Source organism: Humibacillus sp. DSM 29435, assembly GCF_001758225.1.
Lineage (GTDB): Bacteria > Actinomycetota > Actinomycetes > Actinomycetales > Dermatophilaceae > DSM-29435.
Map to the genome: position 1 here is coordinate 257,296 of NZ_MAST01000001.1, position 26,672 is coordinate 283,967.

Below are 26,672 nucleotides of genomic sequence, written 5' to 3' on the forward strand. Positions count from 1 at the left end.
TATGGTCACGTGCACGCCCACTTCTGGAGGTACGTCCCCATGCCCAAGCTCACCCAGCCGTCTCGCTACGCCGCCGTCGCCGCCATTGCTGCCCTCTCCCTCGCTGCCTGCGGCTCCGGTTCCAGCGACACCCCCGCGGCGAACCCGTCCGGTGGCCCCCAGCTCGTGTCCGCCGGAAACCTGACAGTCTGCACCCACCTGTCGTACAAGCCGTTCGAGTTCAAGGACGATGCCGGCAAGGTGGTCGGCTTCGACATGGACCTCGCCAACGCCGCCGCCAAGAAGCTCGACGCCACGGTCAAGCTCGTCGACATCGAGTTCGCCTCGATCACGTCCGGGGCGGTGTTCGCGGCCAAGAAGTGCGACCTCGCCATGGGCGCCATCACCATCACCGACGCGCGCAAGAAGACGGTCAGCTTCTCGAACCCGTACTTCAACGCCACGCAGGCCCTGCTGGCCAAGAAGACGGCCGGCATCACCGACCTCAGCTCGCTCAAGGGCAAGAAGGTCGGCGTGCAGACCGACACGACCGGCCAGATCTTCGCCAACAAGAACAAGGACGCCAACGGCTACGACATCGTCGTGTTCGACGACCTGCCCACCGAGGTGACCGGTCTGCAGGCGGGCCGGGTCGACGCGATCATCAACGACAACGGGCCGCTGGGAGACTTCGCGAAGAGCAACACCGACTTCTCCATCACCAAGGAGTTCGACACCGGTGAGCAGTACGGCTTCGTCGGCCAGAAGGACGACGCCAACTCCACCAAGGTGATGGCCGCGTTCAACGAGGCACTGGCGGCGTCGATCAGCGACGGCTCCTACAAGAAGAGCTACATGCAGTGGTTCGGCATCGAGCCCGCCGTGATGCCGAGCGCTTCGTGAGGTCGACGCCATGACGTCACCGGCCGCGACGCGCGCCCCGCGCTCGATGTCGCCCCGAAAACGTGCTCAGCTGACCCGAGCGGTGCAGTACGCCGTTCTCGTGGCGGCGGCCATCGCCCTGGTCTCGGTGGCCGACTTCGGTCGCATCCAGAAGGTCTTCTTCCGCGGTGACCTGATCGTCGACACCTTCACCCAGGGCTTGGGCGGGGCACTGCTCAACACGCTGATCTTCACGGCTGGCGCGTTCGTCATCGGACTGGTGGGTGGCACCCTGCTGGCGCTCATGCGCCTGTCGTCGGTGGGGCCGTACCGGTGGCTCGCGACCGCGTACATCGAGTTCTTCCGAGGCCTGCCCGCGATCGTCGTGCTGCTCGCGTTCGGGCTGCTACCGCTCGCCTTCCCGGGCCTCGAGATCCCGTTCGGCACCAACGGGATCGTCTGGCTCGCTCTCGGCGCCGTCGCGGCGGCCTATATGGCCGAGACGATCCGTGCCGGCATCCAGGCCGTGCCCAAGGGCCAGGTGGAGGCCGCGCGTTCGCTGGGGATGCCGGCCGGCGCAGCCTCACGCAAGATCGTGCTGCCGCAGGCGTTTCGCATCATCACCCCGCCTTTGACCAACGAGCTGATCCTTCTCGTCAAGGACAGCTCGCTCGCCTACGTCATCGGGTTGTCGACGACGGGCTTCGAGCTGACGAAGTACGGCAAGGACCTGGCGAACACCAACGCCAACCTCACGCCCCTCGTCGTCTCCGGGCTGTGCTATCTGTTGATCACGCTGCCGCTCACCATCGTGGTGCGGCGCCTGGAAGCCAAGGCGGCGAAGTCCCGATGAGCACCGACCCGGCCCAGCGGCATCCACGAGACTCGGCGGGCGGAGCGACGGTCGTCGACATCCAAGGGCTGCGCAAGTCCTTCGGCACCGTCGAGGTGCTCACCGACATCACGACGACGGTGCGTACGGGAGAGGTCGTGTGCATCATCGGCCCCTCAGGCTCAGGCAAGTCGACCCTGCTGCGGTGCGTCAACCTGCTAGAACACCCGACGGGCGGCACCATCCTCGTCGACGGCCTCGACATCACCGACCCCGACTGCGACATCGACCGGGTGCGCAGCCGAATGGGAATGGTGTTCCAGCAGTTCAACCTCTTCGCGCACCTCAGCGTGCTCGACAACTGCACGGTCGCGCAGCAGGTGGTGCTGAAGAGGTCGAAGAAGGAGGCCGAGAAGGTCGCCCTCGTCAACCTCGACAAGGTCGGCCTGGTCGACCGTGGGGACGCCTTTCCGGCGCAGCTCTCCGGTGGCCAGCAGCAGCGGGTCGCCATCGCGCGCGCGCTGTCGATGGACCCCGAGCTGATGCTCTTCGACGAGCCGACGTCAGCGCTCGACCCCGAGCTGGTGGGCGAGGTGCTCTCGGTCATGCGCCGGCTGGCCTCGGAGGGCATGACGATGATGGTGGTGACCCACGAGATGGCGTTCGCGCGGGAGGTCGCCGACCGGGTCATCTTCATGGACGGCGGCGTGATCGTCGAGGAGGGCTCGCCCGACCGCGTCATCGGCAACCCGCAGCACCGGCGCACGCGCACCTTTCTCAAGCGGGTTCTCGACCCGACCAACGTCGACCCCGACGACGATGACGATGACGATGTTTCGGAGGTGGAGCAGCACGCGAGTGCTGCTGCCCAGAAGCCAGCCCGGACGTCAGCCGAGAAGCCAGCCCAGGCGGCGGCCACAGCCGACCACGACCACGGGCACGGGAGCTGATGGCGGGTCCTCGCGGCGAGGTCGCGGTCGTCGGTGCCGGGCTGATCGGGCTCTTCAGCGCCCACTACCTGCTCGATCGCGGCTACGCCGTGACCCTCCTCGAGCGAGGCGACCCGGGAGGCGGGGCCTCCCGGGTCAACGGCGGCTGGGTCTGCCCGGCCCGGAGCGACCCGCTTCCGTCGTATCCGGTCGTGCGTGACGGGCTGCGCTCCCTGGTGCCGGGAGCAGGTGGTGGCTTCTTCCTCGCGCCCGCAGCCATTCCTCGGGTCGCCGGCTTTCTGTCGCGCTTCGTGCGTAGCTCGACTCCGGCCCGGTTCGAGCGGTCGTGGGACGAGCTCGACGGTCTGAACGCGCGCACCGTCGAGCTGGTCGACGAGCTGGTCACGGCGGGGCTGATCGGTGGCTTGGCCGACGAGGGCTTCCTCATGCTCCACCCGACCCGAGAGGAGGCGGAGGCGACCCGAGCCGCCCTCGTGACGGTGGCCCGTCGCGGTTTCTGCCCGGCACCGGAGCCGGTGCTGGGCCGCTCGGCGCTGCTCGAGCTGGAGGCGGGTCTCGGCCCGGCCGCGCAGTGGGGCTTCCTGCACCGGGGAGACCGCTGGCTCGACCCGTCGCGACTCGTGGACGCCCTCATCAGATCTGTCGTGCAGCGCGGCGCTCGAATCGTCACCGACGCGGCGGTGAGCGCGGTGCGTGCAGGTCGTTCGGGTGTCACGATGGTGACGGCGCGCGGGGACGTCGAGGCGGGTCACGCCGTGATCGCGGCGGGCGCCTGGTCAGAGCTGCTGTTGCGACCGCTCGGCGTGCAGGGTCACGTCACCCCGGGCAAGGGCTACAGCTTCACGGTCAGTCCAGCGGCGCCGCCGACCCACGTGCTGCGGCTCGGGTCGACGCACGTCGGAATCACGCCGCTGGGGCAGTACGCCCGAGTCGTGGGGATGGTCGAGCTCGACGGGACGCACGAGAGGTTCCGCGCCGGCCGCGTCGCCGCGATGAAACGGGCGGCGGCCCCCTACCTGTCGGGCGTCGACTGGGGCGCCAGCACCGACGAGCGGGTTGCTCCCCGGCCCCTGACACCCGACGGCAAGCCGCTGATCGGGTGCGTGCCCGGCGCCGAGCGGATCGTCGTCGCCACCGGGCACAACATGCTCGGCCTGACCTTGGGCGCCGCCACCGGAACGCTCGTGACCGAGCTCGTCGACCGTGGGCCGGCCGCTGCGGTGGCGGCCTTCGACCCGATGCGTTTCACACGAGGGAAAGGTCAGCCTCGGGTCAGCACGACCGACGAGGCTGTCACGGCCTGAGCCTCATTCGCGACCGGTCTCAGCCGGAGTGCCGAACCGGCACACGTGGTGCCAGACCTTCTTCAGGTGCTGGGGGTCATGGTGGCCCGCTGCGACGGCCAGCCCGACCGTACGCGCGTCGAGCCAACCGTGCTCGGCGATGTCGGCACCGACCTCGACGATGTGAGCGCCACGGAAGTGTGGATGCCGGCGCAGCTCGTCAACCGGGAGGCGTCGACCTTCGTGCCATTCCACTGCTGTGGGAAGCGCCGTGGCCCACGCCTCGACGTCGGTGGCGCGGTAGCTGGGGTCGAGCACGACGGCCTCGACGTCGCGGGCCAGGTCGATGACGCCGTGGACGTGCGCCTCGATGTAGTCATCGAGCACGCCATCCTCCTCCTCCTCCTCCTCCTCCTCCTCCTCGAGCCGGTCGGTGCGGCGCCGAGCGTCGACGGCGTCAGCCAGCGCGACCAGGTCGAAGCGCTCGGCCGTCGCGAAGTTGGTGGGCTCGAACGTGGAGTCGGGGAAGGCGAACGTCGCGCGGTCGAGCACGTGCTCAGCCAGGCGCAGATAGCACGACCCGAAGCGGGGTGCCCCGCCGATCGGGCGCTCACGGTGGTTGAGGGCGCCGTACTTCGGCCGCTCGCTGTCGGGCGCGTCGTCGTAGGCGCCCCCGAACATCCGCTGCTCCCACCGCCACCGGCTCCCACCCGGGTGGGCCGTCAGGCCGCCGTTGCTCGTGCCGGTCTCGAACTGCGACCGGTAGACACGATCCTCGGCGAGGTGCTCGATGACGCTCCGCCCGCCGGTCTCACGATCGGGGTGGAAGCTCAGGGTGACCCGTAGGCGACGATCCAGGGCCTCCCCCCGGCTCTGCCCGGCCACGTGGGCGACCGCGGCCGCGGCCCACCGGTTCTGCTTCTTCACCGGCTCTGCTTCTTCACCGGTTCATCGTGACAGAGCGCCGCGCCGGCTCGAGGTGGACCGAGGCCGATCAGCGGTCGGGGCCGAGTCGTTCACGGCGGCGTCGGGCCGCTGGATGCCGGGTGACCTCGATGGTGTCGAGCACCTCCTGGTCAGCGATCAGCTCGATCTCACGCACCAGACCGCCCTCGACGTGAAAGGCGAAGGCGACCTTGACGGTGCGGTCCATGATCCACGCGGCCCCGGGGTCGCCATCGAGCGCCACCGGGGCGGCCCCTCGGGCTCCGTTGAAACGGGCGGCCACGGCATCCGGGCCCTCGTAGAGCGCCTCGGTGCCGAGCTGTTGTCCGACGAGGTCAGCGCGCATGACGACGTCGGGCGCCAGCAGCGTCAGGAGGGTGCCGAGCTCGCCACCGCGAGCAGCACTGACGAATGCGTCGACCACGCGGCGACTGTCGGCGCGGGCGGCTCGCTCGACGGCCGGCTCGGGGGTCCCTCGCACCTTTCGACGCGCCCGGCTGGCCAGCTGGCGAACCGCTGTGACCGACCGGCCCAGCACTTCGCTGATCTCCTCGAACGGGTAGCCAAAGACGTCGTGCAGCACGAAGGCGGCCCGCTCGGCTGGTGCGAGGGTGTCGATCACGACCTGCATCGCCCCGCTGACCCTCTCAGCGAGCACCGCGTCGGCCTCCGGATCGACGGCTGCCGCGTCGCCCGGGGCGTGAGCCTCCGCCTGCGATCGGGTGCGACGCCGACGCAGCCGGTCGAGGCACAGACGGGTCACCACGGTCGTGAGCCAGGCGGGCAGGTCGTCGATGTCGTCGGTGCGCGCGAGGCGCAGCCAGGCCTCCTGCACGACGTCGTCGGCCTCGGCGTTCGAGCCGAGGATCCGCCCGGCGATGGCGCTCAGTCGAGGCCGCTCGTGCTCGAACTCGCTCACGGTCATGGTGGTCATATCCTCCTGACGTTCGTCATCCTGCTGCCGTGACCGCACGAAGGCGGCTTCAACCTCGGTGTCACACGTGTCGGCCGGCATCCGTCAGGAGGGCATGAACACGATACACAGCATCATCTACACCGTCCGTGACCTCGACGCCGCCAAGGCGATTCACACCGCCCTGCTCGCCACCGAGCCGCACACCGACCAGCCTTACTACGTCGGCTACAACGTCGCCGGTCTCGAGATCGCCCTACGCCCTGCCGGTGACGGCGCGAGCCTGGCCGCCCCGGTCGTGAACGTGCTCGTGCCCGACGTGGAGGCCGCTCTGGCGGCCGCGCAGCAGGCCGGCGCCACGCTCGCCGACCCACCCAACGATGTCGGCGGCGGCCTCGTCGCGACGGTGACCGACCCCAACGGCATCACCCTGGGCCTGATCCAGCGCAGCTGATCCCTGCCGGTGCCCTGATGCGGCAGTGGCGGGTGTCTGTCTCGTCGAAGCGAGCCTGCAAAGACTCACGGCTCCCGTCGCAGCGCACCAGCGCAGCGACCGGCATACTCTGACGACACCCGTCACGAGAGGCCCGTCATGACCACAGCTCCCGGTGCCGAGCCGCCCGTGCGGCACGGAGTCCACTCCGAGGTCGGCACGCTGCGCAAGGTGCTCGTCTGCAAGCCCGGTATGGCCCACGAGAGGCTCACCCCGACCAACAGCGACGACCTGCTCTTCGACGACGTGCTCTGGGTCGAGAACGCTCAGCGAGACCACGCCGACTTCGTCGCAATGATGCAGGCCCGCGGGGTCGAGGTGGTCGAGCTGCACGACGTGCTGGCCCAGACGATGGACGACCCGCAGGCTCGGAACTGGCTGCTCGACCGCAAGATCGTGCCGAACGAGGTCGGGCTCGGCCTGGTGCACGGCACGCGCGCCTACCTCGACACGCTGACGACGCGCGACCTCGCCGAGCACCTCATCGGGGGGCTGGCCACCACTGAGCTGCCGGCCGACTTCCGCAGCGACTACGTCGAGCTGGCCCGCGAGTCGACCGGTGCGGGGGAGTACCTCATGCCGCCCCTGCCCAACACGCTGTACACGCGCGACACGACCTGCTGGCTCTACGGGGGCCTCACCCTCAACCCGCTCTACTGGGGGGCGCGGCACGACGAGACGCTGCTCATGAAAGCGATCTACGAGTTCCACCCCGACTTCGCGGGTTCGACGGTCTGGTGGGGTGATCCGGAAAAGTCCTGGGGACAGGCCAGTTTTGAGGGCGGTGACATCATGCCCATCGGCAACGGCGTCGTGCTCATGGGCATGAGCGAGCGCACGTCGCGACAGGCGATCACCCAGGTTTCCGCTGCGTTGTTCGCCCAGGGTGCCGCCGAGCGCGTCATCGTGGCCGGGATGCCGAAGCTGCGTGCGGCCATGCACCTCGACACGGTCTTCACCTTCGCCGACCGTGACATCGTCACGCTCTACCCGGCGATCATCAACGAGGTGCACACCTTCTCGCTCTATCCCTCCGACCAGCCGGCGGGCTTCGAGGTGCACGACGAGGGCTCGGCCGCCTTCACCGACGTCGTGGCCGGGTCGCTCGGGTTGCCCGAGCTGCGGGTGATCGAGACCGGTGGTGATGTCTACGCCTCGGAGCGACAACAGTGGGACAGCGGCAACAACGCCGTCGCCGTCGAGCCGGGCGTCGTGTTCACCTACGACCGCAACACCTACACGAACGCCCTGCTGCGCCAGGCCGGGGTCGAGGTGATCGAGATCGTCGGCGCCGAGCTCGGCCGCGGGCGGGGCGGCGGTCACTGCATGACCTGCCCGATCGTGCGCGATCCTGTCGACTACTAGGCACGACCGGCCCGCCGAAGGCCTTCGCTAGGGTGGGTCGGTGCACCTCGACCCCGGCACCGTTCGTCACCTCCACCACCTGCTGGCGACGGCGCAAGCCAAGGGCCGGCTTCCGTCGGTCGCGGCCGGGCTCGTCCGTGACGGCTCCCTCGTCTGGAGCGACGCCGTCGGAACGCTCGACGGGCGAGCCGCCGGTGAGCCCGCCGACGCCGATACGCAGTATCGGATGGGCTCGATCACGAAGACCTTCGTGGCCGTCGCGATCCTGCGCCTGCGGGATGCCGGTCAGCTCGACCTGCAGGGCCGTTTCGGCGCGTACGTGCCGGGCACGCCGTTCGGTGACGTGACGATCGCCCAGCTGCTGTCGCACGGGTCGGGACTGCAGGCGGAGACGAACGGCCCGTGGTGGGAGCGCACCCCGGGTTCAGGTTGGGATGCCTTGGTGGGTTCGCCTGTGGGGCAGCGGTTTCGAGCGGGTAGGCGGTTCCACTACACGAACGTCGGGTTTGCCGCCCTCGGTGAGCTCGTGGCGCGGGTGCACGGCACCGACTGGTTCTCGGTCGTGTCCCGTGACCTTCTGACGCCCCTCGGCATGAACCGCACGACGATGCGACCGTCGGGCAGAGCGGCATCCGGACTGGCCGTGCACCCTTTCGCCGACGTGCTGCTTCCCGAGCCGGAACACGATGCCGGAGCGATGGCGCCGGCCGGCCAGCTGTGGACGACGGTGAACGACCTCGCCCGCTGGGCGGCGTTCCTCGGTGGCGAGACGGGCGAGCTGCTGAGCGCCGACACCCTGGCCGAGATGCTCGAACCGCACACCGTCGTCGATGTGCCCGGAACCGCCTGGACCGGTGCGCACGGTCTCGGGTGGCAGCTGTGGAACGTCGAGGGTCGGCGTTCGGCCGGCCACGGCGGCTCGATGCCCGGGTTCCTCGCCGGGCTGCGCGTCGACCTCGAGTCGGGTGACGGCGTGGTGCTCTTCACCAACACGACGACCTCGACGGTAACGGCGGCGCTGGCCACCGACCTGCTGGCTGCGTTGGCCGAACGCGAGCCAGCGGCCGTGCAGCCCTGGCACGCCGCCGAACCCGGGGCACGCCCAGACCTCGACGTGCTCGGTACCTGGCACTGGGGACCGGCCGTGACGACCGCTCGCCTCGTCGGCGAGCATCTGGTGCTGGGCGAGCCCGGCCAGGGCCGGGGCGCACGGTTCGCGAGGGTCGGGGCCGACGAGTGGGTGGGTCTCGACCACTACTACCAGGGTGAGCCGCTCCGGGTGGTCCGCGGTGTCGACGGCGCCGTCTCGCACCTCGACCTGGCCTCGTTCCGGTTCACCCGCACCCCCTACGACCCGAGCGCTGACGTGCCCGGCGGCGTCAGCGAGGACGGCTGGGGGTAGCCCCGCACCCGGCGTGCCGGCTCGGGCCTGACCCCGCCGGCCGGGGGTCGCGAGCCCAGGCCCAGGTCGGCCGGCACGGTGGGCTACCGTCGGTGGCTGGCCGCCGCCGCCGGACCAGAGCGCACAGGAGAGTCGTCGTGAACCAGACACCGGAGTACCCGCGCACCCCGGAGGGGATGAAGGCGTGGATGGAGTCGCTCGGCAGCAGAGAGATCGAGGCGCTCACCACCACCATGGCGAGCGGCCTCAGCACCCCGGACGCCGGGCCGAGTGCCCTCGGCCGCCGCGAGGCACACGCCAACGAGATCGAGCTGCCGGAGCCACCCGAGCAGCCCGTGCTGCTCACGGTGCATCTTTCTCTCGACGACACCGATCCGCAGGTCTGGCGCCGCCTCACCATTGCGGGTGATCTCGACCTCGATGACGTGCACCACGTGCTCCAGGCTGCGATGGGCTGGACCGACTCCCACCTGCACCGCTTTCATCTGGGGGACGCGTGGAGCGGTCCGCACTTTCTCACGGGTGACGACCTCGACGAGGGCGAAGACGGGACGGCCGAGACCGAGGCCCGGCTCGACCAGATACTGCGGACCGCCGGCGACGAGCTCGGCTACACCTACGACTTCGGCGACGGCTGGAACCACACCCTGCGCCTCGAGTCGCTCGCGCCCTTCGCGGCCCTGGAGCCGACCGAGCCGACTGAGCCGACTGAGCCGACTGAGCCGACTGAGCCGACTGACGGTACGGCATCCCGGGTGCGCTGCCTCGACGGCGCTGGCGCCTGCCCGCCTGAGGACGTCGGCGGCATCCCCGGTTACGAGGAGATGGCCGGGTGGGTGCGCCACGGCTACGACGCCGCGCACGCGCCCGAGGGCCAGGACGCGGCCGGGCTGGCCGAGCTGCGCACCTGGCTTCCCCCTGGGTGGCACCCTGACGAGTTCAGCGTCGGGCAGGTCAACGACGAGCTCGCTCGGTGGACGTCGGGTGGCGCAGCGGTGTCGCTGGCCCTGCTGCCCGAGGAGCTTCAAGTCTTCGTCGCGGGGGTCAGCAGGCCGAGCCGGTTCGACGTCGACGCCTGGTTGGCCCATCCCGACTGGAGACATCCGGTGATGCTCGACCGCGACACCGCTCGCGCGGTGACGCGGCCGGTGCGGGTGGTTCGCGATCTTGTCGGCGACGGGATCGACCTGACCTCAGCGGGATACCTGCCCCCACGTGCCGTCGAGCAGATCTTCACGGCACTCGACCTCAAGGCCGACTGGATCGGCAAGGGCAACCGTGAAGATCTCACACCGCCGGTCGCCGAGCTGCGTGAGGCGGTTCGCTCACTGGGCCTGATTCGCAAGGTCAAGGGACGACTGGTGCCGACCGCGCTCGGACGCAAGCTGGCCGACGACCCGGAACGTCTGCTCGCCCAGGTGGCCCAGCGGCTGCCGCTCGAGAAGGACGCGTTCGGGCGCCTGACCAGCCTGGTGCTGCTGCTGGCCGTGGGCGGAGGGGTTCCCTTCGGCGGGGGCGGCTGGCACGGCCGGCAGCGGGAGCAGCGCGACGCGCTCCTTGATGTGGTGTGCCGGGTGCTGGCCGACGCCGGCTGGCGAACCGAGTCGGGCCCGCTGCGCCGCCACGACGTCATGCGCGCCACGCGTGAGACGTGCCACCTGCTCGACCTGATGCTGCACGGCGCCGACTCGCCTACGGTTCCGGCCACCCTGGCCCGACTGATCCTGAGCAACGCTGCGTGAGCCACGACGTCAGTGAGTCGCTTCTGCGTCGGCCTGCGGTCAGTGGCTTGTAAGGTCGGCGCAGAGGTAGCGACGGATGCCGTCGAGTCGAGCCTGAGGAGAGCACATGACGACACAGCCACTGCCGCCGGGGTCGCGTGGCCCAGGCGATGAGTTCCGCGCCGATCCGCGAATGGTCGTGGACGTGCCACGACTGTGGGCCGGCGGTGTCTCGACCGCGGTCGTCGCCGGGCTGGTGGCGTGGGTGGGGGTGCTCATCGCCGGTGACATCCTCGACTTCAAGATCTCGAAGGCCGCCGTGATCCTCTCGGTGTTCGACTCCCTCACCGGCAACTACGTGCTCACCGGGGTGCTGCTCGCGCTCGCCGGCACGGGTCTGGCCCACGCGCTCTGCGTCAGCACGCCCCGGCCGGCTGCGTTCTTCGGCTGGATCGTCGGACTGCTCACCCTGGTCAGCGTCGTGATCCCCTTCACCCGTGGCGGCACGATGACCGACAAGGTCTCCGTGGGCGTCATCAACCTCGTCATCGGCATCGTCATCGGCTCGCTGATCTCCGCCGTCATGGCGCGCACCGTCGTTGACCGCGGCACGCGCGTACCTCCTCGCCGCTGACCTGAGCCGGCCGGGCGGCATCCCGAAGGGGGATGCCGCTCCGCCCGGCCGCGGTAGCGGCTCGCTCCGCGCCCTGCGAAGGTGGAGGCGATGGAGCAGCTTTGGTACGCCGCCTACGGGTCGAACCTGTCGAGCGAGCGCTTCGGTCACTACCTCCGCGGTGGTCGGCCGACGGGCGCGAGCCGGCACTACTCTGGAGCCCGTGACGGCGCCGAGCCCCTGGACGACCGGCCGCTCGCGCTGCCGGGCCAGGTGTACTTCGCCGGCGAGTCCCCGACGTGGGGTGGCGGGATCGCGTTCTACGACCCGGATGCCGGCGGCCCAGCGGTCGGACGTGTGTACCTCGTGACCGGCCAGCAGTTCAGCGACGTCGCCAGCCAGGAGATGCGCCGCCCTGTTGGCCGCGACCTGCCGTTGACGTCGCTGTTCCGTGAGAGCCGCACGGCGGTGCTCGGCCCGGGTCGGTACGAGACGCTGCACGTCGTCGGCGAGATCGATGATCTACCCGTCGTGACCTTGACCGCGTCGTGGGAGCACCGCGACGTCGCGCTGAGCGCTCCCGGCGCGGCCTACCTGCGCACCATCGCCGCCGGTCTCGCCGAGGCGCACGGTTGGTCAACCGGCCAGAGCTGCGACTACCTGCTCGCCCGGCCCGGTGTGGCGCCGACGTGGAGCCGAGCGTCTCTTCTCGACGTTCTGACCACGCAGCGCGACTGAGCGCGTTTCAGGCGGAGCGAGTCAGCGCCCTCCGTCGGCCACGGTGGTGAGGGGTGCGTCGAATCCCACCCGGTGACAGGGTAAGGATGAACGGATACCCGTAACGGCGCCACGAGGAGAGACCGCGAACCATGGACATCACCGAGATCATCTCGCACCAGCACGACGAGCAGCGGCGGATGTTCGCCTACCTCGAGGAGTGGCCGCGCGACGACCACGAAGGCCTGGCTGCCGTGTGGAAGCGCCTCGCGATCCTGCTCGAGACGCACGCCGAGGCCGAGGAGCGCTACTTCTACCCCGAGCTGCTGCGCCTCGGCACCGGCGGCGCCGACGCCGAGTCGACCGAGGAGGAGGTCGAGGATGCCGTCAAGGACCACAACGAGATCCGTGCGGCCGTTCGCGCCGCCGATGAGCACGAGACGGGGTCCGACGACTGGTGGACCGCGGTGATCGACGCCAACGTGCACAACAGCGACCACATGGGCGAGGAGGAGCGGCAAGACCTCGCCGACTTTCGCCAGCAGGCCAGCCTCGAGCTGCGTCACGAGATCGCGGTGAAGTTTCTGCGGTACGAGGCTCAGACGGCAGCCACCGGAATCGAGCCGAAGGACAAGGACCCCGAGCAGTTCGTCGAGACCCAAGGTGACGAGCTCGCTCCTGACGGTGGGTCGGCCGGCGCGTCAGACAGTGAACGGGAAGCCCACAAGATGGCCACCGATGCCGCTGAAGGGGTGGCCCCCACGGGCGAGGGCGACTCGCTCAAGTCGTCTCCCGAAGCCGCGGAGGGCTGACCTCCCGACCGGATGTGATCACCCGAGGACGCCGATCCCGGGTGACGATGCTGCTGCGACCCGCTACCGGGGTCCGGTTGCCGAGACGGCCTCAGCCGGCTGCGAGTCGAGAGGCTGGCCAGGGGCGTGCGGTTCGTGACGACCGGATGTGACGACCCGAGGCCACCAGAACTTCTCGCCCAGGGTGAGCGCGATGGCCGGCACGAGGATGGTGCGCACCAGCAGGGTGTCGAGCAGGACGCCGATGCAGATGATGACGCCGATCTGGGCCAACGCCACGAGCGGGAGCACGCCGAGCACGGCGAAGACGGCGGCGAGCAGCACGCCCGCGCTGGTGATGACCCCACCCGTGGCGGCCAGGGCGCGCAGCATCCCCTCGTGCACCCCGTGCTTTCGTGACTCCTCGCTGGCCCGGGTGATGAGGAAGATGTTGTAGTCGACGCCGAGAGCCACGAGGAACACGAACGCGAACAGCGGCGAGTTGTTGTCGAGCCCCGAGAAGCCCAAGAGCTGGGTGAAGATCCACCACGAGACGCCGAGGCTGGCCAGATAGGTCGCCAGCACGGTGGCCACCAGCACGATCGGGGCCACGACCGAGCGCAGCAGGATACCGAGGGCCAGGAGCACCAGCACGCTGAGGAGGGGGAGCACCACAGCCCGGTCGCGCGCACTCGCCTCCTTCTGGTCGAGCGCCTGCGCGTCGGTGCCGGCCACGTGGCTCTCGGGCAGCGCGACGAGCTTGGCCCGCAGTTCCCGCACGGTCTCGGATGCCGCGTCAGACCCGGGGGCTGCCTTGATGACAGCACTGATCTCAGACACCCCCGTCAGCCGCTGCTGAGCGCCGCCATCTCCCTGGTTGGTGACGCGTGCCGACACGATTCCGGGGGTCGACTCGGCGGCGGCCTTGACGGCATCCGGCGCGGCGGTGGTCACGATGATGGCGGGGTCGGCACTGCCGGCCGGGAACGACTGGGCGAGGCGGTCGGCGGCCGTGATGGCCTCGGGCTTGGAGATGAACTGGTCGGACTGCGACAGCCCGACCGAGATGAAGCCGACCCCGCCGGCCATCGCCGCGAGCACGACGAGGGTCACGGCGATGAACCGCTTGGGGTGGGCCGCGACGCGGTCGCCGACCCTGCGCCACAGCGAGTGGCCGTCGGCGAGCGAGTCGGTGCCGACGTGCGGCACCTTGGGCCAGAAGATCCACCGGCCGAACAGCACGAGCGCGGCGGGCAGCACGATCAGCACGAAGACGGCGGCCACGACGACGCCCACGGCGCAGGCGAGCCCGAGACCGCGAGTGGCGGGGAACACCGAGAGCAACAGAGTGAGCAGCCCCAGCACCACGGTGACCGCACTCGAGAGCACCGCCTCCGCTGTGCGGTGCAGGGCGAGCGCCATCGCCTCGCGGCGGCTCTCGTGGTGGCGCAGCTCGTCGCGGTAGCGCGAGATGAGCAGCAGGGCGTAGTCGGTTCCCGCGCCGAAGACGAGCACGGAGAGGATGCCGATCGTCGACTCGTCCCACGTCACGCCGAACGCGCTCAGGGTGTGGGTCGCGGCCACGGAGGCGAGCCGGTCGGCCACACCCACCACGACGAGCGGCACGATCCACAATGTCGGACTGCGATAGGTGATGACGAGCAGGATGGCGACGATGGATGCCGTGGAGATGAGCAGACGCACATTGGCGCCCTTGAACACCGCGCCCAGGTCGGCCTGGATCGCCGCCGGCCCTGTCACAGCGGCTGAGACCCCTGGAGGCAGCTCGGCTTTCGCCGCCGTTCGCAGCTTGCCGACGAGCGTGCCCGCGTCGACGGCATCCTTGGAGTCGACGGGCACGACGCCGACGGCAGCGGTGCCGTCGTCACTCTTCTGCAGGGGCATCTGCCCGGCCCCGGGCAGGGTGGCGAACTGCTTCTGCAGCGAGCTCACATCGCTCGGTGAGAGCTTTCCCGAGTCCTTGGTGAAGAGCACTACCGCAGTGGAACCCTGTGCCTTCGGGAGCTGGTCGCGCAGCTGAAGGGCCGCGGCGCTGTCAGAGCCGATGGGCAACGAGTCGACCGAGGTGGGGGTTCGGGTGGCTTCGCCCACGACCCCCACCACAACCAGGGCTCCGGCGAGGGCAACGATGACGATGGTCACGGCCCACCAGGTTCGGGTGATTCGGTCTGCGACAGCGCGCACGGTGTCCTCCGCTAGGATGATGACTAGAACGGTTACTCAATAGATTGCTAAGTAGGTGAGTGACATTACCAGTTCTCGACACTCCAGGTTGCCTCGACCCGATGACGTGGGGCCCGGCCGGACGGAGACGTCGCAGCCCGCCCAGTCGGGTTCGCAGCAGCGCGATCGTGCGGAGACGACCGGCGGCGCGGCCTCCGGCGTGCCCGAGTTTCGGATGACGGGCTCGCTCGTCGCCCTGCAGCAGCTGGTGACCGTCTCCGAGACCGTGCCTGCGGCTCTCGCTCGCCAGGCCGGCCTCAGCAACTCCGAGCTGCACTCGCTCCGCCACCTGATGCGCGGGCCGATGGGCCCGGTCGAGCTCGCCAAGCAGCTCGGAGTCACGTCGGCCGCCTCGTCGGGGATCGTCGACCGGTTGTGCGGCCACGGTCACGCCGAACGACGACCGCACGCGGGCGACGGCCGGCGCACCGAGGTCGTCATCACCGACTCGGGGCGGGCCGAGGTGACCAAGCGGATGCGTCCGATGTTCGAGGCGCTTGCCGACCTTGACAACAGCCTGACCGACGACGAACGCGTCGTCATCGAGGGTTACCTGCGCGGTGCCACCCAGGCGATGCGGGCGCTGATCAGCTGAGCCGCACGCCGTCTGCGCGAGCTAGGCGGGCAGGCGGCCGCGCATGACGCTGTCACCCGAGTGCGTGGTGTCCTCGATGAACTGCTGACGCGAGATGTCGACCACCACATAGCCCTGGTCGATGAGGTTCTGGCTGATCGGGAACGAGGCGATGCCGTTGCCACGCAGCATCCCGACCGACACCATCCGCTTGAGGTCGCGGTTGATCAGCCACACCTCGAGGTAGCCGGTGCCGGCGTCGACAGGCTTGGTGGTGTCGATCTTCAGCTCGTAGCCTCGGGCCGTACGAACCACGGCGGCCTCGCCCAGCCGCTGGGGGTCGCTGGCGTCAAGGGTGTTGAGAGCGACCTGGCTGACCGTGGTGGCGGAGGTCGTGGTCGCGGTGGCGACAGGGGGAGCGGCAGGCTCGTTCCAGAGAGCGCGACCGGTGAGCAAGCCGACGACAAGGCCGGCAGCAGCGATCCCCGCCGCCCAGCCGACGAGCCGCGGACGATGCTCGGCCCCGCGTTCCCCGCGTTCCCCCCGCTCCCGACGGGCACGGGCACGCTCGATGGGGCTGGCTCCTGAGTCGGCGTGGTCGGGCTGTGACCGCTGGGACCCGTGTGACCCCCTGCGCGACGGGGAGACGGACCCTCCGTCATCTGCGGGTGTTGAGCGAGGAGGCAGGTCGGCCGCGGTCGGCCGCACGCCCGAGACCGAGGCCGCGGCGTTGGGTCCCTCGATCTGCGCACTGATGCGCTCCCACACGCCGGCCGGTGGCGTCACCCAGACGGTGTCCGTAGGCGAGGTTCTGGCGACGGAGAGGGTGCGTCGCAGGTCGACGACGGTGGCAGTGCAGACCGCACACGACGAGAGGTGGTGGTGCACGGAAGAGGGGGCGTCAGCGGCATCCGTACCGTTGATGGCCAGGTCGACGAGAATCTCGTCGTCAGGGTGCGACATGCTCTACCTCCTCCAGTCTGCGACGCAGCTCGATGAGCCCACGGCGAACGTGGCTCTTGACGGTACCGATGGGCAGGTCGAGCGTTCGCGCGATCTCGTCCTGCGGCTTGTCTTCCATGAAAGCCATTCGGAGCACAGCCGCTCGCGGATCGCCCATGCGCTCGAGCTCGCTCACCAGCAGCAGCTTCTCGGCCCAGTCGTCGTGCTGTTCTGAGGGTTCGGTGGCGGACTGCGCCGCAACGGCATGCAGGTTGCGGTGGCTGCGGTAGCGCTGCATCTTCACGTCAGCCACTCGGTGCTTGGTGATGCCGACCAGCCATGCGGCGGGCGAACCCGCATCAGGTCGGAGGGTGTGTCGGCCGTTCCACGCCGATACGAAGACCTGTTGGGTGACATCCTCCGCGTCGTGACGGTCTCCGAGGGAGCGGTAGGCGATCGTGTGCACGAGGGTCGACCAGCGCCGGTACATCTCAGCGAGGGCATCACTCGAACCCGCAACGAGCTCGCCCGCCAGCCGGGCGCCGTCGAGGTCGGTGTTGGGGTCGTCGTGCACGTGCACGTGCCCACCATAACCGTGAATCTCGAGCAGCCCCTCTCAACCGATGGGGTTCGCGATGACGACCACATTGGCGTCATAGTGGCGGGTCTCCTGGTCAAAATTTCCACCACAGGTGACGACGTGCAGCTGCGGTGGTCCTTCGCGGGTGAAGAGGGAGCTCAGGTCGAGCGCGGTCTTCTTGATCGAGGTGACGGACTTCACCGAGTAGCGGTACGCCTTCTTGCCGGACGCGACGGTGATGACGTCCCCCTGACGGAGGTTGGTCAGCTGTACCAGGGGCCCGATGCCGTAGTCGGGCTCGTCGAGATGCCCCGCCAGCACTGTTGCGCCGGCGGGGTCACCGGGGCGCGGGCCGTAGCGGTACCAGCCGATGTCGGCGGGGGGGGGGGCGAGAGCCATCTGACCGTCGCCCGCCACTCCCTCGGCTCGGACCTTCATCGTGATGCCGAGTCTGGCGATGGAGAAGGAGGTGGGGGCGGGCAGCTTGCTCGGCTCCGACACTGGGGGCAGGGAACGGCCGAGAAGCGGCACCCCTGCCTTCGCCGGGCGGCCCGAGGATGAGGCCGTGCTGCGGTTCGGTGCCCCTGACGACCCGACAGGCGGGGTCGGCAACGCCGGGTCGTCAGGGGGAAGCGTGGTCACCGTCGTCGAAGCCTGGCTCGCGAAGCCGTCTGCGGGGTTGGCTGAGGCGGCCGGGCGGGTGAACCACGCCGTACCGGCGCCCGCGAGCAGGGCGGCGGCCACTGCGGCCGCCACCCTCCTACGCGAGCTGGTGTGCGTCATGTCAGCGGTTCGTCGCCTTGCGACGGCCGAAGAGCACGACACCACCGGCGAGGGCAGCGACGCCGGCGATGGCGACGTAGCGACCCGTGTCACTGGCAGCAGCCTGAGCGGCGGCCTGTCCACCACTACCGGCGTTCACTCCACCGGGGGCGGAGTTCATGCCGCTGATCGTCTGGACGGCGAGCTTGAGGTTCTTGTCAGCAGCGCTGCCCCAGGCGTAGACGATCGTGTTGGTGCCTTCCTTGAGGTCCAGGTTGGCCGGGCCGATGACCACGGTGCTGGTGCCCGCGAGCGTCACGTCGGCCTTGATGGTTCCCGCGGCAACGAGGGCCTTGGCCTCGTTGGGGTTGGTCAGGCCCTTGAGGGCCGGCTTGCCGTTCGCACGCACGTCGACGGCCGGGGCCGCAGCGTCGTGGCGCACGGTGAGGCGCGCCTGACCGGCGGGGACCATCGAGGTGTCGTTGACGTAGGGCGTCAGCACCGGCTTGCCGTCGGCGGTCAGGTGGGCGACCACGGTGATGTTGGCACCGGCGGGAACCGCGACGCCCTTGGCCTCGGTGACGGCCTTGCCGTCGGCCCCGGCGCCGGCCGCGACGACCTTGAGGTCGTAGTCGCCGGCGGGCAGCATCACCGGGTCGGTGAGCGTGCCGGGCTTGAAGTTGGTCAGCAGGGCCTTGCCGTTGGCGTACACGTCAACGGTGGCTCCGGGAACGCCGTGCAGAACCGACACGGTGGCGTCGCCGCTGGCGGCGTTGGCCGTCGTGGCGAGTGCGAGGGGTGAGAACGCGAGGACCGTGACGGCCGCGATGCGCAGGGTTTTCATGGTGCATACCTTTCGGAGGGTTGGTGTCCCAGGCGTCTGATGCTGGGACCGTGCAGGGGATGGGTCAGAGGTCGGCCGGGCGCAGCACGAAGATCACGCCGTGGGCGATCTGCTTGTTGCCCTTGTTGATGTCGAACGCGCGCGGGTTGATGATCGGGTTGATGTCGTTGGGGTCGTTGTCCTTGAGCTGGATGAGCTTGAAGTACTTCGAGAGAACCTTGACCTTGATCGTCGCGCCGGGGAGGGCCGTGTTGAGCGTGGCCCCGTTGGCCTTGAGGGCGTCCTTCGAGGTGATCGTGGCACCGGGGATCACGTGGTAGAGCAGCACCTGCTCGATCGCGTCGACACCCACGGCCTTGACGAGAGCGTTGAAGACCTGCTTCTCGCTGCCGTACCACTTGTGGGTCAGGTCGCGCGTCAGAACCTGGAAGGCCCGGTCGCTCGGGAGGAAGGCGGTCAGGGCGACGTCACCCTGGGTCAGCAGGCCCACGGGGCTGTCGGGCTTGGCCTTCAGCACGGCCAGCACGGCCTGAGTGAGGATGTCGTAGTCGTACCAGTTGCGGTCGAAGGAGCCGCCCCCGTTTGCCAGGAGCACGGTGGCCAGACTGCGGTCGCCGAGCGCCTTGGTGGTTGTGGTGGTGCTCGCCTTGGCGGCTGACGTCGGTGCGGCGACCGCGGCCGGGGCCGCCATGCCGCCGGCGATGAGGGCGACGATCGGTACGAGATGACGCTTCTTCATGGGCTCTTGTGTCCTCTCTCAGAGGATGGTCGTCCGTGACCGTCCTTGCCCCCTCTTCCTCCTGACCCCCGCCGGAGGATGCGCCTGGCGCGAAGTTTCTTGAAGTTCTTTTGGCCGGCAGCGATCTTCAGCGCTCGCACCTCGTGAAAGGGCGCGCGGGGGCGAGCACCGCCTGCTAACCGAGGTGCGCGTGTACGGCGTCTGCTGCCCGGTTGCCGGAGACCAGCGCGCCCTGCAGCGATGGGGTGTCGCGGTGGTCTCCGCAGACGAAGACGCCGTCTCGCACGACCACCGGGCGACGCAGCGGCGTGCCCGGCTGCTGCACCGGCAAGGCCGCGTCTATGCGGTGCCGCGTGACGACGCGCCAACCGGCGGTGTCGACGCCGTAGATCTCGCCGACGTGCTTTCGCACCTGCGCCTCGCCAGCCTCACCGTCGGCACGGTCGAGCAGCGTCGTGGCCGCGACGAGGTGTCGACCGGGTGGGGCGTAGCTCGGCGCGGCGGCGGTCATGAGCGCGGTGTTCCAGACAGGACCGGGAGAGCGCACGGCACCGCTCGGGTGGCCTCGTCGCCCGTCGACCGCGATCAGGGCGAGCGGGTGGGGTGCTTCCGGGGCCTCGAACCACCACGTCACCAGGCCGCCGACAGCCGGTTGAGGGAGGCCGCTCAGGACGGCCGCCTCGACCGGATCAGTGGCCACCACCACGGCGCCGGCCCTCAGGCGCGTGCCGGCTACGCGGACCTCCACACCGTCTCCGGAGGGGAAGACCGCCTCGACCTCGGCGTGCAGGCGCACTCGACCGCGCAGCGGTGCAGCGAGCAGTTCGGGCAGAGCGCCCATCCCGAGACGGGGCACTCCCGGGCGACCGAGCACGAAGCTGCGCACCAGCAGCTTCGTGAAGTTCGCAGAGGTGCGGCCGTGGCTGTCGACGAGCACCCCGGCAAGGAACGGGTCGAGCACCTCGGTGCGCAGTCGTCCTGTGACTCCGGCCGCGTCGAACGACTCGGCCAGGGCACGGTCGGGCTGGGCCTTCACGGCGCGGGGAGCAGCTATCACCCGAGCCGCCCACCGGGCCAGGGCCGCGAGCTCGAGCGGTCGGACGTATCCCGAGCGCAACGTGGCGCCCAGCAGGCGAGGCTCACGAACGGGGTCGGCCACGACGGCCAGCCCGTCGCGCTGTCGCACCAGCACCCCGGCGCGAAACGACGCCAGGTCGAGCGCGTCGAGGTCGACCCAGCGTTGCATCGCCGGGTAGGCCGGGTTCAGCACCTGGAAGCCGCGGTCGCACCGAAACCCGTCGACGACGTCGGTGCGAACCCGACCGCCGACAGCGTCGTCCCGTTCGAGCACGATGACATCGCGACCCAGCTCCAGGAGTCTGGTGGCGCAACGCAACCCGGCGATCCCTGCTCCCACCACGATCACGTCAGCGTTCACGCCCCGAGGCTAGCCCGCGTCGACCGCCGGCGCGTCCCACCCCGTCGAGTGGCCACTTTCGTACGGTCGAGTGGCCACTTTCGTACGGTCGAGCGGCTGTCTCCTCGCCTTCCCGTGAACGAAAGTGGCCACTCGACTTGAGGGGGAGCCAGGTGAGGGCATCGGCGGGGTCTACGGCTTTCCGACCCGGGTGGCGGTGCGAGAGGTCAGGCGCTCACGCGCCCCCGGGTGGGCGAAGCGGTATCGACCAACGCGCCGTCTCGGCGCAGGCGACCGGCTGCGGCCAGTACGATCACGGCGGCGGCCACGGCGGCGACCGCCGTGGCTGTCGACTTCGGCTCGTCGGTCAGCCGCCCGACGGCGATCCAGGACAAGCCCCACGCCATCGCGGCAGCCACGGCCCACCGACCGCCGAACCGGGCAGCGAACACCACGCCGAGCGCAGCGGCGACGAGCACGACCACGACTGCGGCGACCTGGTTGCCGGCGCTGCCGAGGTCGACGTCACCGTCGACGAACGCGGCGGTCACGTTGGCGCACGCGGCCACGGCGACCCAGCCGAGGTAGAGCCCGAACGTTCCGTCGACGACGATCTTCTCGAACGTGCCGGCGGCCCGCTCACGACAGAGGCGCTGAACCAGCAAGCCGAGCGTCAACGCCAGCGCGAGGATGACGACGACGCTGACCCAGATCCAGCCCTGTTGGGTGACCAGCAGCCAGGTTGCGTTGAGCACCATCGACACCGCTGCGAGCCATCCCGTCGATCGCACCCGCTCGGTCGTGGCGTTCTTCGGGAGGAACTGCCACACGGTGTAGGCCAGCAGTCCGATGTAGATGGGGGTCCAGATCGAGAAGGCGGTGGTGGCGGGGGCGATCAACGTGGCGTCGGCCGACAAGGCGCCGCCGGAGGTCTGCGAGACGTCGGTGCCCAGCACTCCGACGCCGACGAGGGTGCCGATGACGCAGAAGATCTCGGCCAGCACGACGACGATGCGGCGAACCTGGTCGGTGCGGGTCAGGGTGGCCATGTCGGGCTCCTTCATCCGGCGCCGACCAGGTCAGGGTCGGTCGCTCACTAGGTGACTAACTGAACTAGTGAATCTACCAGATGTCCCAGATGTCGCAGCGCGGCCCGGTCAGCTGCGCAGTCGCACCGACAGGCAGGTCACGCAGCCTTCGAGCTTCTCGAACTCGGAGATGTCGACCATGGTGACGTCATGACCGAGCCCGCGAAGCAGCTGGGCGGTGCGGGGTGCTGCGGCTGACATCAGCACCGACATGCCACCGAGGAGCACCACGTGTGCACCGGGCTCCTCTGGTACAGAGACGAACTCGCCCCACTGGCCGGGGTCGTCGACGAGCGGCTCGTAACCGATGATGCCACCGAGGGGGAGGGCCGTCACGGCCGACTTGAGGTGCAGCACCTTGCTCACGGTCACGGGTTCGACGGTGACGCGGTGGCCCTCGAAGGCGGCGGCGAGCTGGGCCACGCCGGCCGCGTTCGACCGGCCGCCCTGCCCCACCCACACGTGGCTCCCGTGTTTGAGCACGTCACCCCCGTCGAGGGTGGCCGGCCCGATCATCGGCACCACGCGGTAGCCCAGCCCCTGGAGCAGCTCGCTGAGGCCGTGGCGCTCGGCTCGCCGCTGCGGCGCACCCGAACGGCACAGCACAGCGACATCACCGTGGACGACCACCTGGTCCTCGATGAACACGCCGTCGGGGGAGTCGTCGGCCGGCGGGGCCTCGACCACCCGCCAGTCGCGCCGCTCGAGCACCGCCACGTACTCGTCCCACTGCCGCCGGGCCAGCGCGATGTCGACCGAGGGGGCGCGCTCGAGGTGGGTGACGAGGCCGTCCGCCAGAAGCGGTGAGGGTCGGCGAACGAGCGCGAGGCGACGATGCATCTCGACAGCCTAGTGGGGAACGCCAACTCGACTCGGTGCCAATGTCGCTCGTTCTCGTCGCTCGCTCTCGACGCTCGCTCTCGACCTCACCTGCGCGTGGTCCGCGCGGCGCTGCGGGCCCGCTCAGCGGCATCCGACCCGGTCGAGGTCGTCCTCCGACGCGGGTGGCACGCCCTACCGTGGAGGCGAACGCAGAATGCCGGCTTGACCCTCACGTGGCGTGAGGCGCCACGCTCGACCCATGACCAGCACGATGCGACGAAGGGCACACGCGATGACCACCTTCACGGTGGGCCAGGTGGCCGAGCTGCTCGGCGTGACGGTGCGAACGCTTCACCACTACGACGAGATCGGGCTGCTCTGCCCGAGCGAGCGCTCGGCGGCGGGCTACCGGCTCTACACCGAGGGCGACCTCACCCGGCTGCAGCAGGTCGTGGTCTATCGGCGGCTCGAGATGCCGCTCGACGAGATCGCGGCGCTGCTGGGTGACGGTGCTGACGCGGCGGCCCACCTGCGTCGTCAACGTACTGCGGTCATGACCCGGCTGGGCGAGCTGAACGAGCTCGTGACGGCCATCGACCGAGCACTGGAGAGAGAGATGAGTGAGAAGCCGGCCACGCGCGAGCAGATGAGGGAGCTGTTCGGCGACGGGTTCAAGGACGAGTACCAGCACGAGGCGAAGCAGCGCTGGGGTGACACCGAGGCGTGGAAGCAGTCGCAGGCGCGCACCAACCGCTACACCAAGGCCGACTGGGAGCAGATCAAGGCCCAGCAGGATGCCGTGAACGCGCAGTTCGTGGCCGCTCTACGGTCGGGGGAGCCGGCGACGGGCGAGGCAGCGATGGCGGCTGCGGAGCGGGCCCGGCAGCAGATCCACGACCACTTCTACGACCTCGACCACGACTTCCACCGCAAGCTGGGAGACATGTACGTGGCCGACCCGCGGTTCGCGAAGACCTATGACGACCTCGAGGCGGGGCTCGCCCAGTACGTGCGCGACGCCATCCACGCGAACGCAGACCGTCACGCGGGGCCGTAGCCGCGTTGCTGCCCTGCTGCCCTGCTGCACGTCGGGTCGAGGTAGTCCGGAGCGCTCCACCGCGCGCTGATACCTCGACCCGACAAGGCAGGATGAGGGCATGGACCCTGTGATCGTCGTCGGCGGAGGCATCTCGGGCGTCGCGTGTGCGCGCGCTCTGACGGATGCCGGTGTCGAGGTCACCGTGCTCGACCGCGGGCGACGCCTCGGCGGGCGGATGGCTGTGCGCACCGTCGACGGTCACCCCGTCGACACCGGCGCGTCGTACTTCACCGTGAGCGACGACCGGTTCGCCGCGGTGGTGCGCGACTGGCAGGCCCGCGGTCTGGCTCGCGAGTGGACCGACACCTTCGACGTGTTCGACGGTTCAGCACCGGGGCAGCGGGGTGAGCCCAAGCAGGGATCGATGCGTTGGGCGTCGCCCGGGGGTCTGCGGTGCCTCGTCGAAGACCTCGCCGAGGGGCTCGTGACCGATCGTGTCGCGGTCGAAGCGGTGACCCGCGACGAGCGCACCGGCATCCTCTCAGTCGATGGGCGGCCTGCAGCAGCAGTGGTGCTGGCCATGCCCGACCCCCAGGCAAGGCGCCTGCTCGACGCGTCGTTCGCCTCGCGGGCTCAGCTCGTCGACGACTACGCCCCGACCATGGCGTTGCTCGCGGGCTGGGAACTGCGCTCGTGGAGCGCAGGCTTCGACGGAGCCTTCGTCAATGGCGACCCACACCTGACGTGGGTCGCCGACGACGGTGCCCGCCGCGGAGACGGTGCCCCGGTGCTCGTCGCCCACGCGACCGAAGGGCTCGCGGCGCAGCACCTCGACGAGCCGGCCGCGGCCGAACCGGCGATGCTCGGTGCGCTCACCGAGCTGCTCGGTATCGAAGGTCCACCACTCTGGTCTCGCGTGCACCGGTGGTCGCTGGCCCATCCGGTGGGCACCCGCGAGCGTACGCACCACCTCGGCGACGACGGTATCGGCCTGTGTGGTGACTCCTGGGCGAGCAAGCCCCGGGTCGAGGCGGCCTGGCTGTCGGGCGCCGAGCTGGGGGCAGCGCTTGCCGCCCGTCTCGGGTAGACGACTCAGCACCGCACTGACCGAGGGCTGAACGGAGGCGGGCTGAGCCCCGAGGCGGCCGTAGCCTTGGGGCATGCGAGTAGGTGTCTTCGGAGCAACGGGCCAGGTCGGCGGCGTCATGCGCACGCTGCTCGACGAACGCGACTTTCCGATGGAGTCGGTGCGGTTCTTCGCCTCGGCGCGATCGGCCGGCACCACGTTGCCGTTCCGGGGCGGGCACATCACGGTCGAAGACTCTGCGACGGCTGACTTCAGCGGTCTCGACATCGCCCTGTTCAGCAACGGCGGGGCCGCGTCACGTGAGCTGGCCCCGAAGGTCGCCGCCGCCGGCGCGACCGTCATCGACAACTCGAGTGCCTGGCGCAAGGACCCCGACGTGCCCCTCGTCGTCTCGGAGGTCAACCCCGGCGACCTCGACGACATCCCCAAGGGCATCGTCGCCAACCCGAACTGCACGACGATGGCGGCGATGCCGGTGCTCGGGCCGCTGCACGCGCACGCCGGCTTGCGACGGCTGCACGTCGCGAGCTACCAGGCCGTGTCGGGGTCGGGCGGCGCCGGTGTGCAGGAGCTCGACACCCAGCTGCGCGGCACCTATGCGGCGGGTGACCCTCGCGACCTCGCCATCGACGGCCGGTCGGTGGCGGTGCCGGCACCCAACCTCTACGTGGTCCCGGTCGGGTTCAACGTCGTGCCGATCGCCGGCTCCATCGTTGACGACGGGTCGCTCGAGACCGATGAGGAGCAGAAGCTGCGCCACGAGTCGCGGCGCATCCTGCATGCCCCTGACCTGCGCGTTTCAGGTACCTGTGTTCGGGTGCCGGTGTTCTCGGGCCACAGCCTGGCGATCCATGCGGAGTTCGAGGGCGAGATCTCGGTGGAGGAGGCGCTCGACCTGCTCAAGAACGCCCCTGGCGTCGTCGTCACCGACGTGCCCAACCCGCTCGACGCTGCGGGCCGCGACGAGGTGTTCGTCGGGCGGGTGCGTGTCGACCAGGCCGCGCCGGCCGGCCGGGGCCTCGTGCTGTTCGTCGTCGGTGACAACCTGCGCAAGGGCGCGGCGCTCAACGCGGTGCAGATCGCCGAAGAGCTGCTTCGCCGTCGCTGACCGTCACCGAGTGTGACCGGATGCCGCCCCCGAACCGAGGTGAGCGGCATCCGACCACATTGCGCGCGTCGCGCAGCGCGTCGCGCCAAAGGTGTCGAAATCCCGACCGGTTGCGCGCGTCGCGCAGCGCGTCGCGCCAAAGGTGTCGACATCCCGACCGGGTTGCGCGCGTCGCGCGGCGCGTCGCGCAGGAAGTGCGGTCAGGGGAGGCGCAGGTTGAGGTGGGCGACCTCGTGCCACTCGCCGTGACCGCTCTGGGTCGCCATCGGGTCGTGGCGACGCAGCCGTACCCGGTCGGGGCGCACCTCCAGCAGCCAGACGTCAACGCTCTCGCCGTCGATCGTGGCCAGCCACCGGTCGGCGAGGCTCGACAGGCCGCGTTCGCGCACCACGCCCTCGGCGTGAGCGGCATCCGTCGGCTCGGCCAGACTGGCCCCGAAGACGGTCAGCGGTCGCCACTGCTCGGCCTCGCAACGCAGGAGGCCCACCAGCTCGCCGTCGTCACGTCGGATCTCCCTGGTCGTGTCGCTGTACGTCATC

27 protein-coding genes are annotated in these 26,672 nt (G+C 69.9%); 15 read left to right on the top strand and 12 right to left on the bottom strand.

Annotation, left to right across the window (positions count from 1 at the left end; all coding sequences use genetic code 11):
- Positions 1 to 39 precede the first annotated feature (39 nt).
- The 4 genes from BA895_RS01180 to BA895_RS01195 are packed head-to-tail and all read left to right on the top strand — an operon-like array spanning position 40 to position 3,947.
- Complete coding sequence (locus tag BA895_RS01180; RefSeq protein ID WP_070190034.1) at positions 40 to 882, top strand: transporter substrate-binding domain-containing protein; 843 nt, start codon at positions 40 to 42, stop codon at positions 880 to 882.
- A gap of 10 nt (positions 883 to 892) precedes the next feature.
- Positions 893 to 1,714, top strand: a complete 822-nt coding sequence (locus BA895_RS01185; protein ID WP_083282845.1) for an amino acid ABC transporter permease — start codon at positions 893 to 895, stop codon at positions 1,712 to 1,714.
- Positions 1,711 to 2,643: an amino acid ABC transporter ATP-binding protein gene (locus tag BA895_RS01190; protein WP_083282846.1), complete on the top strand. Its 933-nt coding sequence runs from the start codon at positions 1,711 to 1,713 to the stop codon at positions 2,641 to 2,643. Before BA895_RS01185 ends, BA895_RS01190 begins: the two co-directional genes overlap by 4 nt.
- The gene (locus BA895_RS01195; protein WP_070190035.1) at positions 2,643 to 3,947 is read left to right on the top strand and encodes an FAD-binding oxidoreductase; all 1,305 of its coding nucleotides are present in this window, start codon (positions 2,643 to 2,645) and stop codon (positions 3,945 to 3,947) included. The genes BA895_RS01190 and BA895_RS01195 overlap by 1 nt, the downstream gene beginning before the upstream one ends.
- Positions 3,948 to 3,950: 3 nt before the next feature.
- Here BA895_RS01195 and BA895_RS01200 read toward each other — a convergent pair whose 3' ends face one another.
- Both BA895_RS01200 and BA895_RS01205 read right to left on the bottom strand, forming a co-directional pair.
- Positions 3,951 to 4,853, bottom strand: a complete 903-nt coding sequence (locus BA895_RS01200) for a DUF3626 domain-containing protein (RefSeq protein ID WP_175442219.1) — start codon at positions 4,851 to 4,853, stop codon at positions 3,951 to 3,953.
- A gap of 67 nt (positions 4,854 to 4,920) precedes the next feature.
- A complete protein-coding gene (locus BA895_RS01205; RefSeq protein WP_070190260.1) occupies positions 4,921 to 5,796 on the bottom strand; it encodes a sigma-70 family RNA polymerase sigma factor in 876 nt (291 codons plus the stop codon).
- A gap of 103 nt (positions 5,797 to 5,899) precedes the next feature.
- Here BA895_RS01205 and BA895_RS01210 point away from each other — a divergent pair, with 103 nt between their 5' ends.
- From BA895_RS01210 to BA895_RS01240, 7 genes are all read left to right on the top strand, one after another.
- Positions 5,900 to 6,238: a VOC family protein gene (locus BA895_RS01210; RefSeq protein WP_070190261.1), complete on the top strand. Its 339-nt coding sequence runs from the start codon at positions 5,900 to 5,902 to the stop codon at positions 6,236 to 6,238.
- 138 nt (positions 6,239 to 6,376) lie between these two features.
- Positions 6,377 to 7,642, top strand: a complete 1,266-nt coding sequence (locus tag BA895_RS01215) for an arginine deiminase (RefSeq protein WP_070190036.1) — start codon at positions 6,377 to 6,379, stop codon at positions 7,640 to 7,642.
- Between the two features lie 40 nt (positions 7,643 to 7,682).
- Positions 7,683 to 9,044, top strand: coding sequence for a serine hydrolase (locus BA895_RS01220; protein WP_070190037.1), 1,362 nt, complete (start codon positions 7,683 to 7,685; stop codon positions 9,042 to 9,044).
- Positions 9,045 to 9,181: 137 nt separating this feature from the next.
- Positions 9,182 to 10,786 (top strand): plasmid pRiA4b ORF-3 family protein, encoded by a 1,605-nt coding sequence (locus tag BA895_RS01225; protein WP_139142459.1) that lies wholly within the window; start codon positions 9,182 to 9,184, stop codon positions 10,784 to 10,786.
- A 106-nt stretch (positions 10,787 to 10,892) separates the two neighbouring features.
- Positions 10,893 to 11,399, top strand: a complete 507-nt coding sequence (locus tag BA895_RS01230; protein ID WP_139142460.1) for a DUF6069 family protein — start codon at positions 10,893 to 10,895, stop codon at positions 11,397 to 11,399.
- A 90-nt stretch (positions 11,400 to 11,489) separates the two neighbouring features.
- Positions 11,490 to 12,116, top strand: a complete 627-nt coding sequence (locus tag BA895_RS01235) for a hypothetical protein (protein ID WP_070190040.1) — start codon at positions 11,490 to 11,492, stop codon at positions 12,114 to 12,116.
- 131 nt (positions 12,117 to 12,247) lie between these two features.
- Positions 12,248 to 12,907 carry a hemerythrin domain-containing protein gene (locus tag BA895_RS01240; protein WP_083282847.1) on the top strand — a complete coding sequence of 220 codons (660 nt, stop codon included), beginning with the start codon at positions 12,248 to 12,250 and terminating at the stop codon, positions 12,905 to 12,907.
- A gap of 63 nt (positions 12,908 to 12,970) precedes the next feature.
- Here BA895_RS01240 and BA895_RS01245 read toward each other — a convergent pair whose 3' ends face one another.
- Positions 12,971 to 15,091 (bottom strand): MMPL family transporter, encoded by a 2,121-nt coding sequence (locus BA895_RS01245; protein ID WP_083282848.1) that lies wholly within the window; start codon positions 15,089 to 15,091, stop codon positions 12,971 to 12,973.
- Positions 15,092 to 15,146: 55 nt separating this feature from the next.
- On the opposite strand from BA895_RS01245, the gene BA895_RS01250 reads away from it, so the two are divergent.
- Entirely contained in the window at positions 15,147 to 15,725 is a 579-nt protein-coding gene (locus BA895_RS01250; RefSeq protein WP_254666272.1) for a MarR family winged helix-turn-helix transcriptional regulator, read from the top strand.
- Positions 15,726 to 15,746: 21 nt separating this feature from the next.
- Here BA895_RS01250 and BA895_RS01255 read toward each other — a convergent pair whose 3' ends face one another.
- From BA895_RS01255 to ddaH, 8 genes are all read right to left on the bottom strand, one after another.
- Positions 15,747 to 16,667 (bottom strand): anti-sigma factor domain-containing protein, encoded by a 921-nt coding sequence (locus tag BA895_RS01255; RefSeq protein ID WP_070190041.1) that lies wholly within the window; start codon positions 16,665 to 16,667, stop codon positions 15,747 to 15,749.
- On the bottom strand, positions 16,654 to 17,226 hold the full coding sequence (locus BA895_RS01260; RefSeq protein WP_070190042.1) for an RNA polymerase sigma factor: 573 nt from the start codon (positions 17,224 to 17,226) through the stop codon (positions 16,654 to 16,656). Before BA895_RS01260 ends, BA895_RS01255 begins: the two co-directional genes overlap by 14 nt.
- 36 nt (positions 17,227 to 17,262) lie before the next feature.
- On the bottom strand, positions 17,263 to 18,009 hold the full coding sequence (locus BA895_RS01265; RefSeq protein WP_083282849.1) for a class F sortase: 747 nt from the start codon (positions 18,007 to 18,009) through the stop codon (positions 17,263 to 17,265).
- A 1-nt stretch (position 18,010) separates the two neighbouring features.
- Complete coding sequence (locus BA895_RS01270; protein WP_070190044.1) at positions 18,011 to 18,832, bottom strand: DUF4397 domain-containing protein; 822 nt, start codon at positions 18,830 to 18,832, stop codon at positions 18,011 to 18,013.
- A gap of 64 nt (positions 18,833 to 18,896) precedes the next feature.
- Positions 18,897 to 19,571: a fasciclin domain-containing protein gene (locus BA895_RS01275; protein ID WP_070190045.1), complete on the bottom strand. Its 675-nt coding sequence runs from the start codon at positions 19,569 to 19,571 to the stop codon at positions 18,897 to 18,899.
- Between the two features lie 175 nt (positions 19,572 to 19,746).
- On the bottom strand, positions 19,747 to 21,009 hold the full coding sequence (locus tag BA895_RS01280; RefSeq protein WP_070190046.1) for an NAD(P)/FAD-dependent oxidoreductase: 1,263 nt from the start codon (positions 21,007 to 21,009) through the stop codon (positions 19,747 to 19,749).
- A gap of 206 nt (positions 21,010 to 21,215) precedes the next feature.
- Positions 21,216 to 22,037, bottom strand: a complete 822-nt coding sequence (locus BA895_RS01285) for a tryptophan-rich sensory protein (RefSeq protein WP_070190263.1) — start codon at positions 22,035 to 22,037, stop codon at positions 21,216 to 21,218.
- Between the two features lie 108 nt (positions 22,038 to 22,145).
- Positions 22,146 to 22,916: a dimethylargininase gene (ddaH, locus tag BA895_RS01290; RefSeq protein ID WP_070190047.1), complete on the bottom strand. Its 771-nt coding sequence runs from the start codon at positions 22,914 to 22,916 to the stop codon at positions 22,146 to 22,148.
- 241 nt (positions 22,917 to 23,157) lie between these two features.
- Between ddaH and BA895_RS01295 the strand changes: the two genes are divergently transcribed.
- The 3 genes from BA895_RS01295 to BA895_RS01305 all read left to right on the top strand — a co-directional run bounded on the left by BA895_RS01295 (position 23,158) and on the right by BA895_RS01305 (position 26,132).
- Positions 23,158 to 23,955 carry a MerR family transcriptional regulator gene (locus BA895_RS01295; RefSeq protein WP_254666273.1) on the top strand — a complete coding sequence of 266 codons (798 nt, stop codon included), beginning with the start codon at positions 23,158 to 23,160 and terminating at the stop codon, positions 23,953 to 23,955.
- A 100-nt stretch (positions 23,956 to 24,055) separates the two neighbouring features.
- Positions 24,056 to 25,024, top strand: a complete 969-nt coding sequence (locus tag BA895_RS01300; RefSeq protein WP_070190048.1) for an NAD(P)/FAD-dependent oxidoreductase — start codon at positions 24,056 to 24,058, stop codon at positions 25,022 to 25,024.
- 73 nt (positions 25,025 to 25,097) lie between these two features.
- The gene (locus BA895_RS01305) at positions 25,098 to 26,132 is read left to right on the top strand and encodes an aspartate-semialdehyde dehydrogenase (RefSeq protein ID WP_070190049.1); all 1,035 of its coding nucleotides are present in this window, start codon (positions 25,098 to 25,100) and stop codon (positions 26,130 to 26,132) included.
- A 200-nt stretch (positions 26,133 to 26,332) separates the two neighbouring features.
- On the opposite strand, the gene BA895_RS01310 is transcribed toward BA895_RS01305, so the two are convergent.
- A complete protein-coding gene (locus BA895_RS01310; protein ID WP_139142461.1) occupies positions 26,333 to 26,671 on the bottom strand; it encodes a hypothetical protein in 339 nt (112 codons plus the stop codon).
- Position 26,672 lies beyond the last annotated feature (1 nt).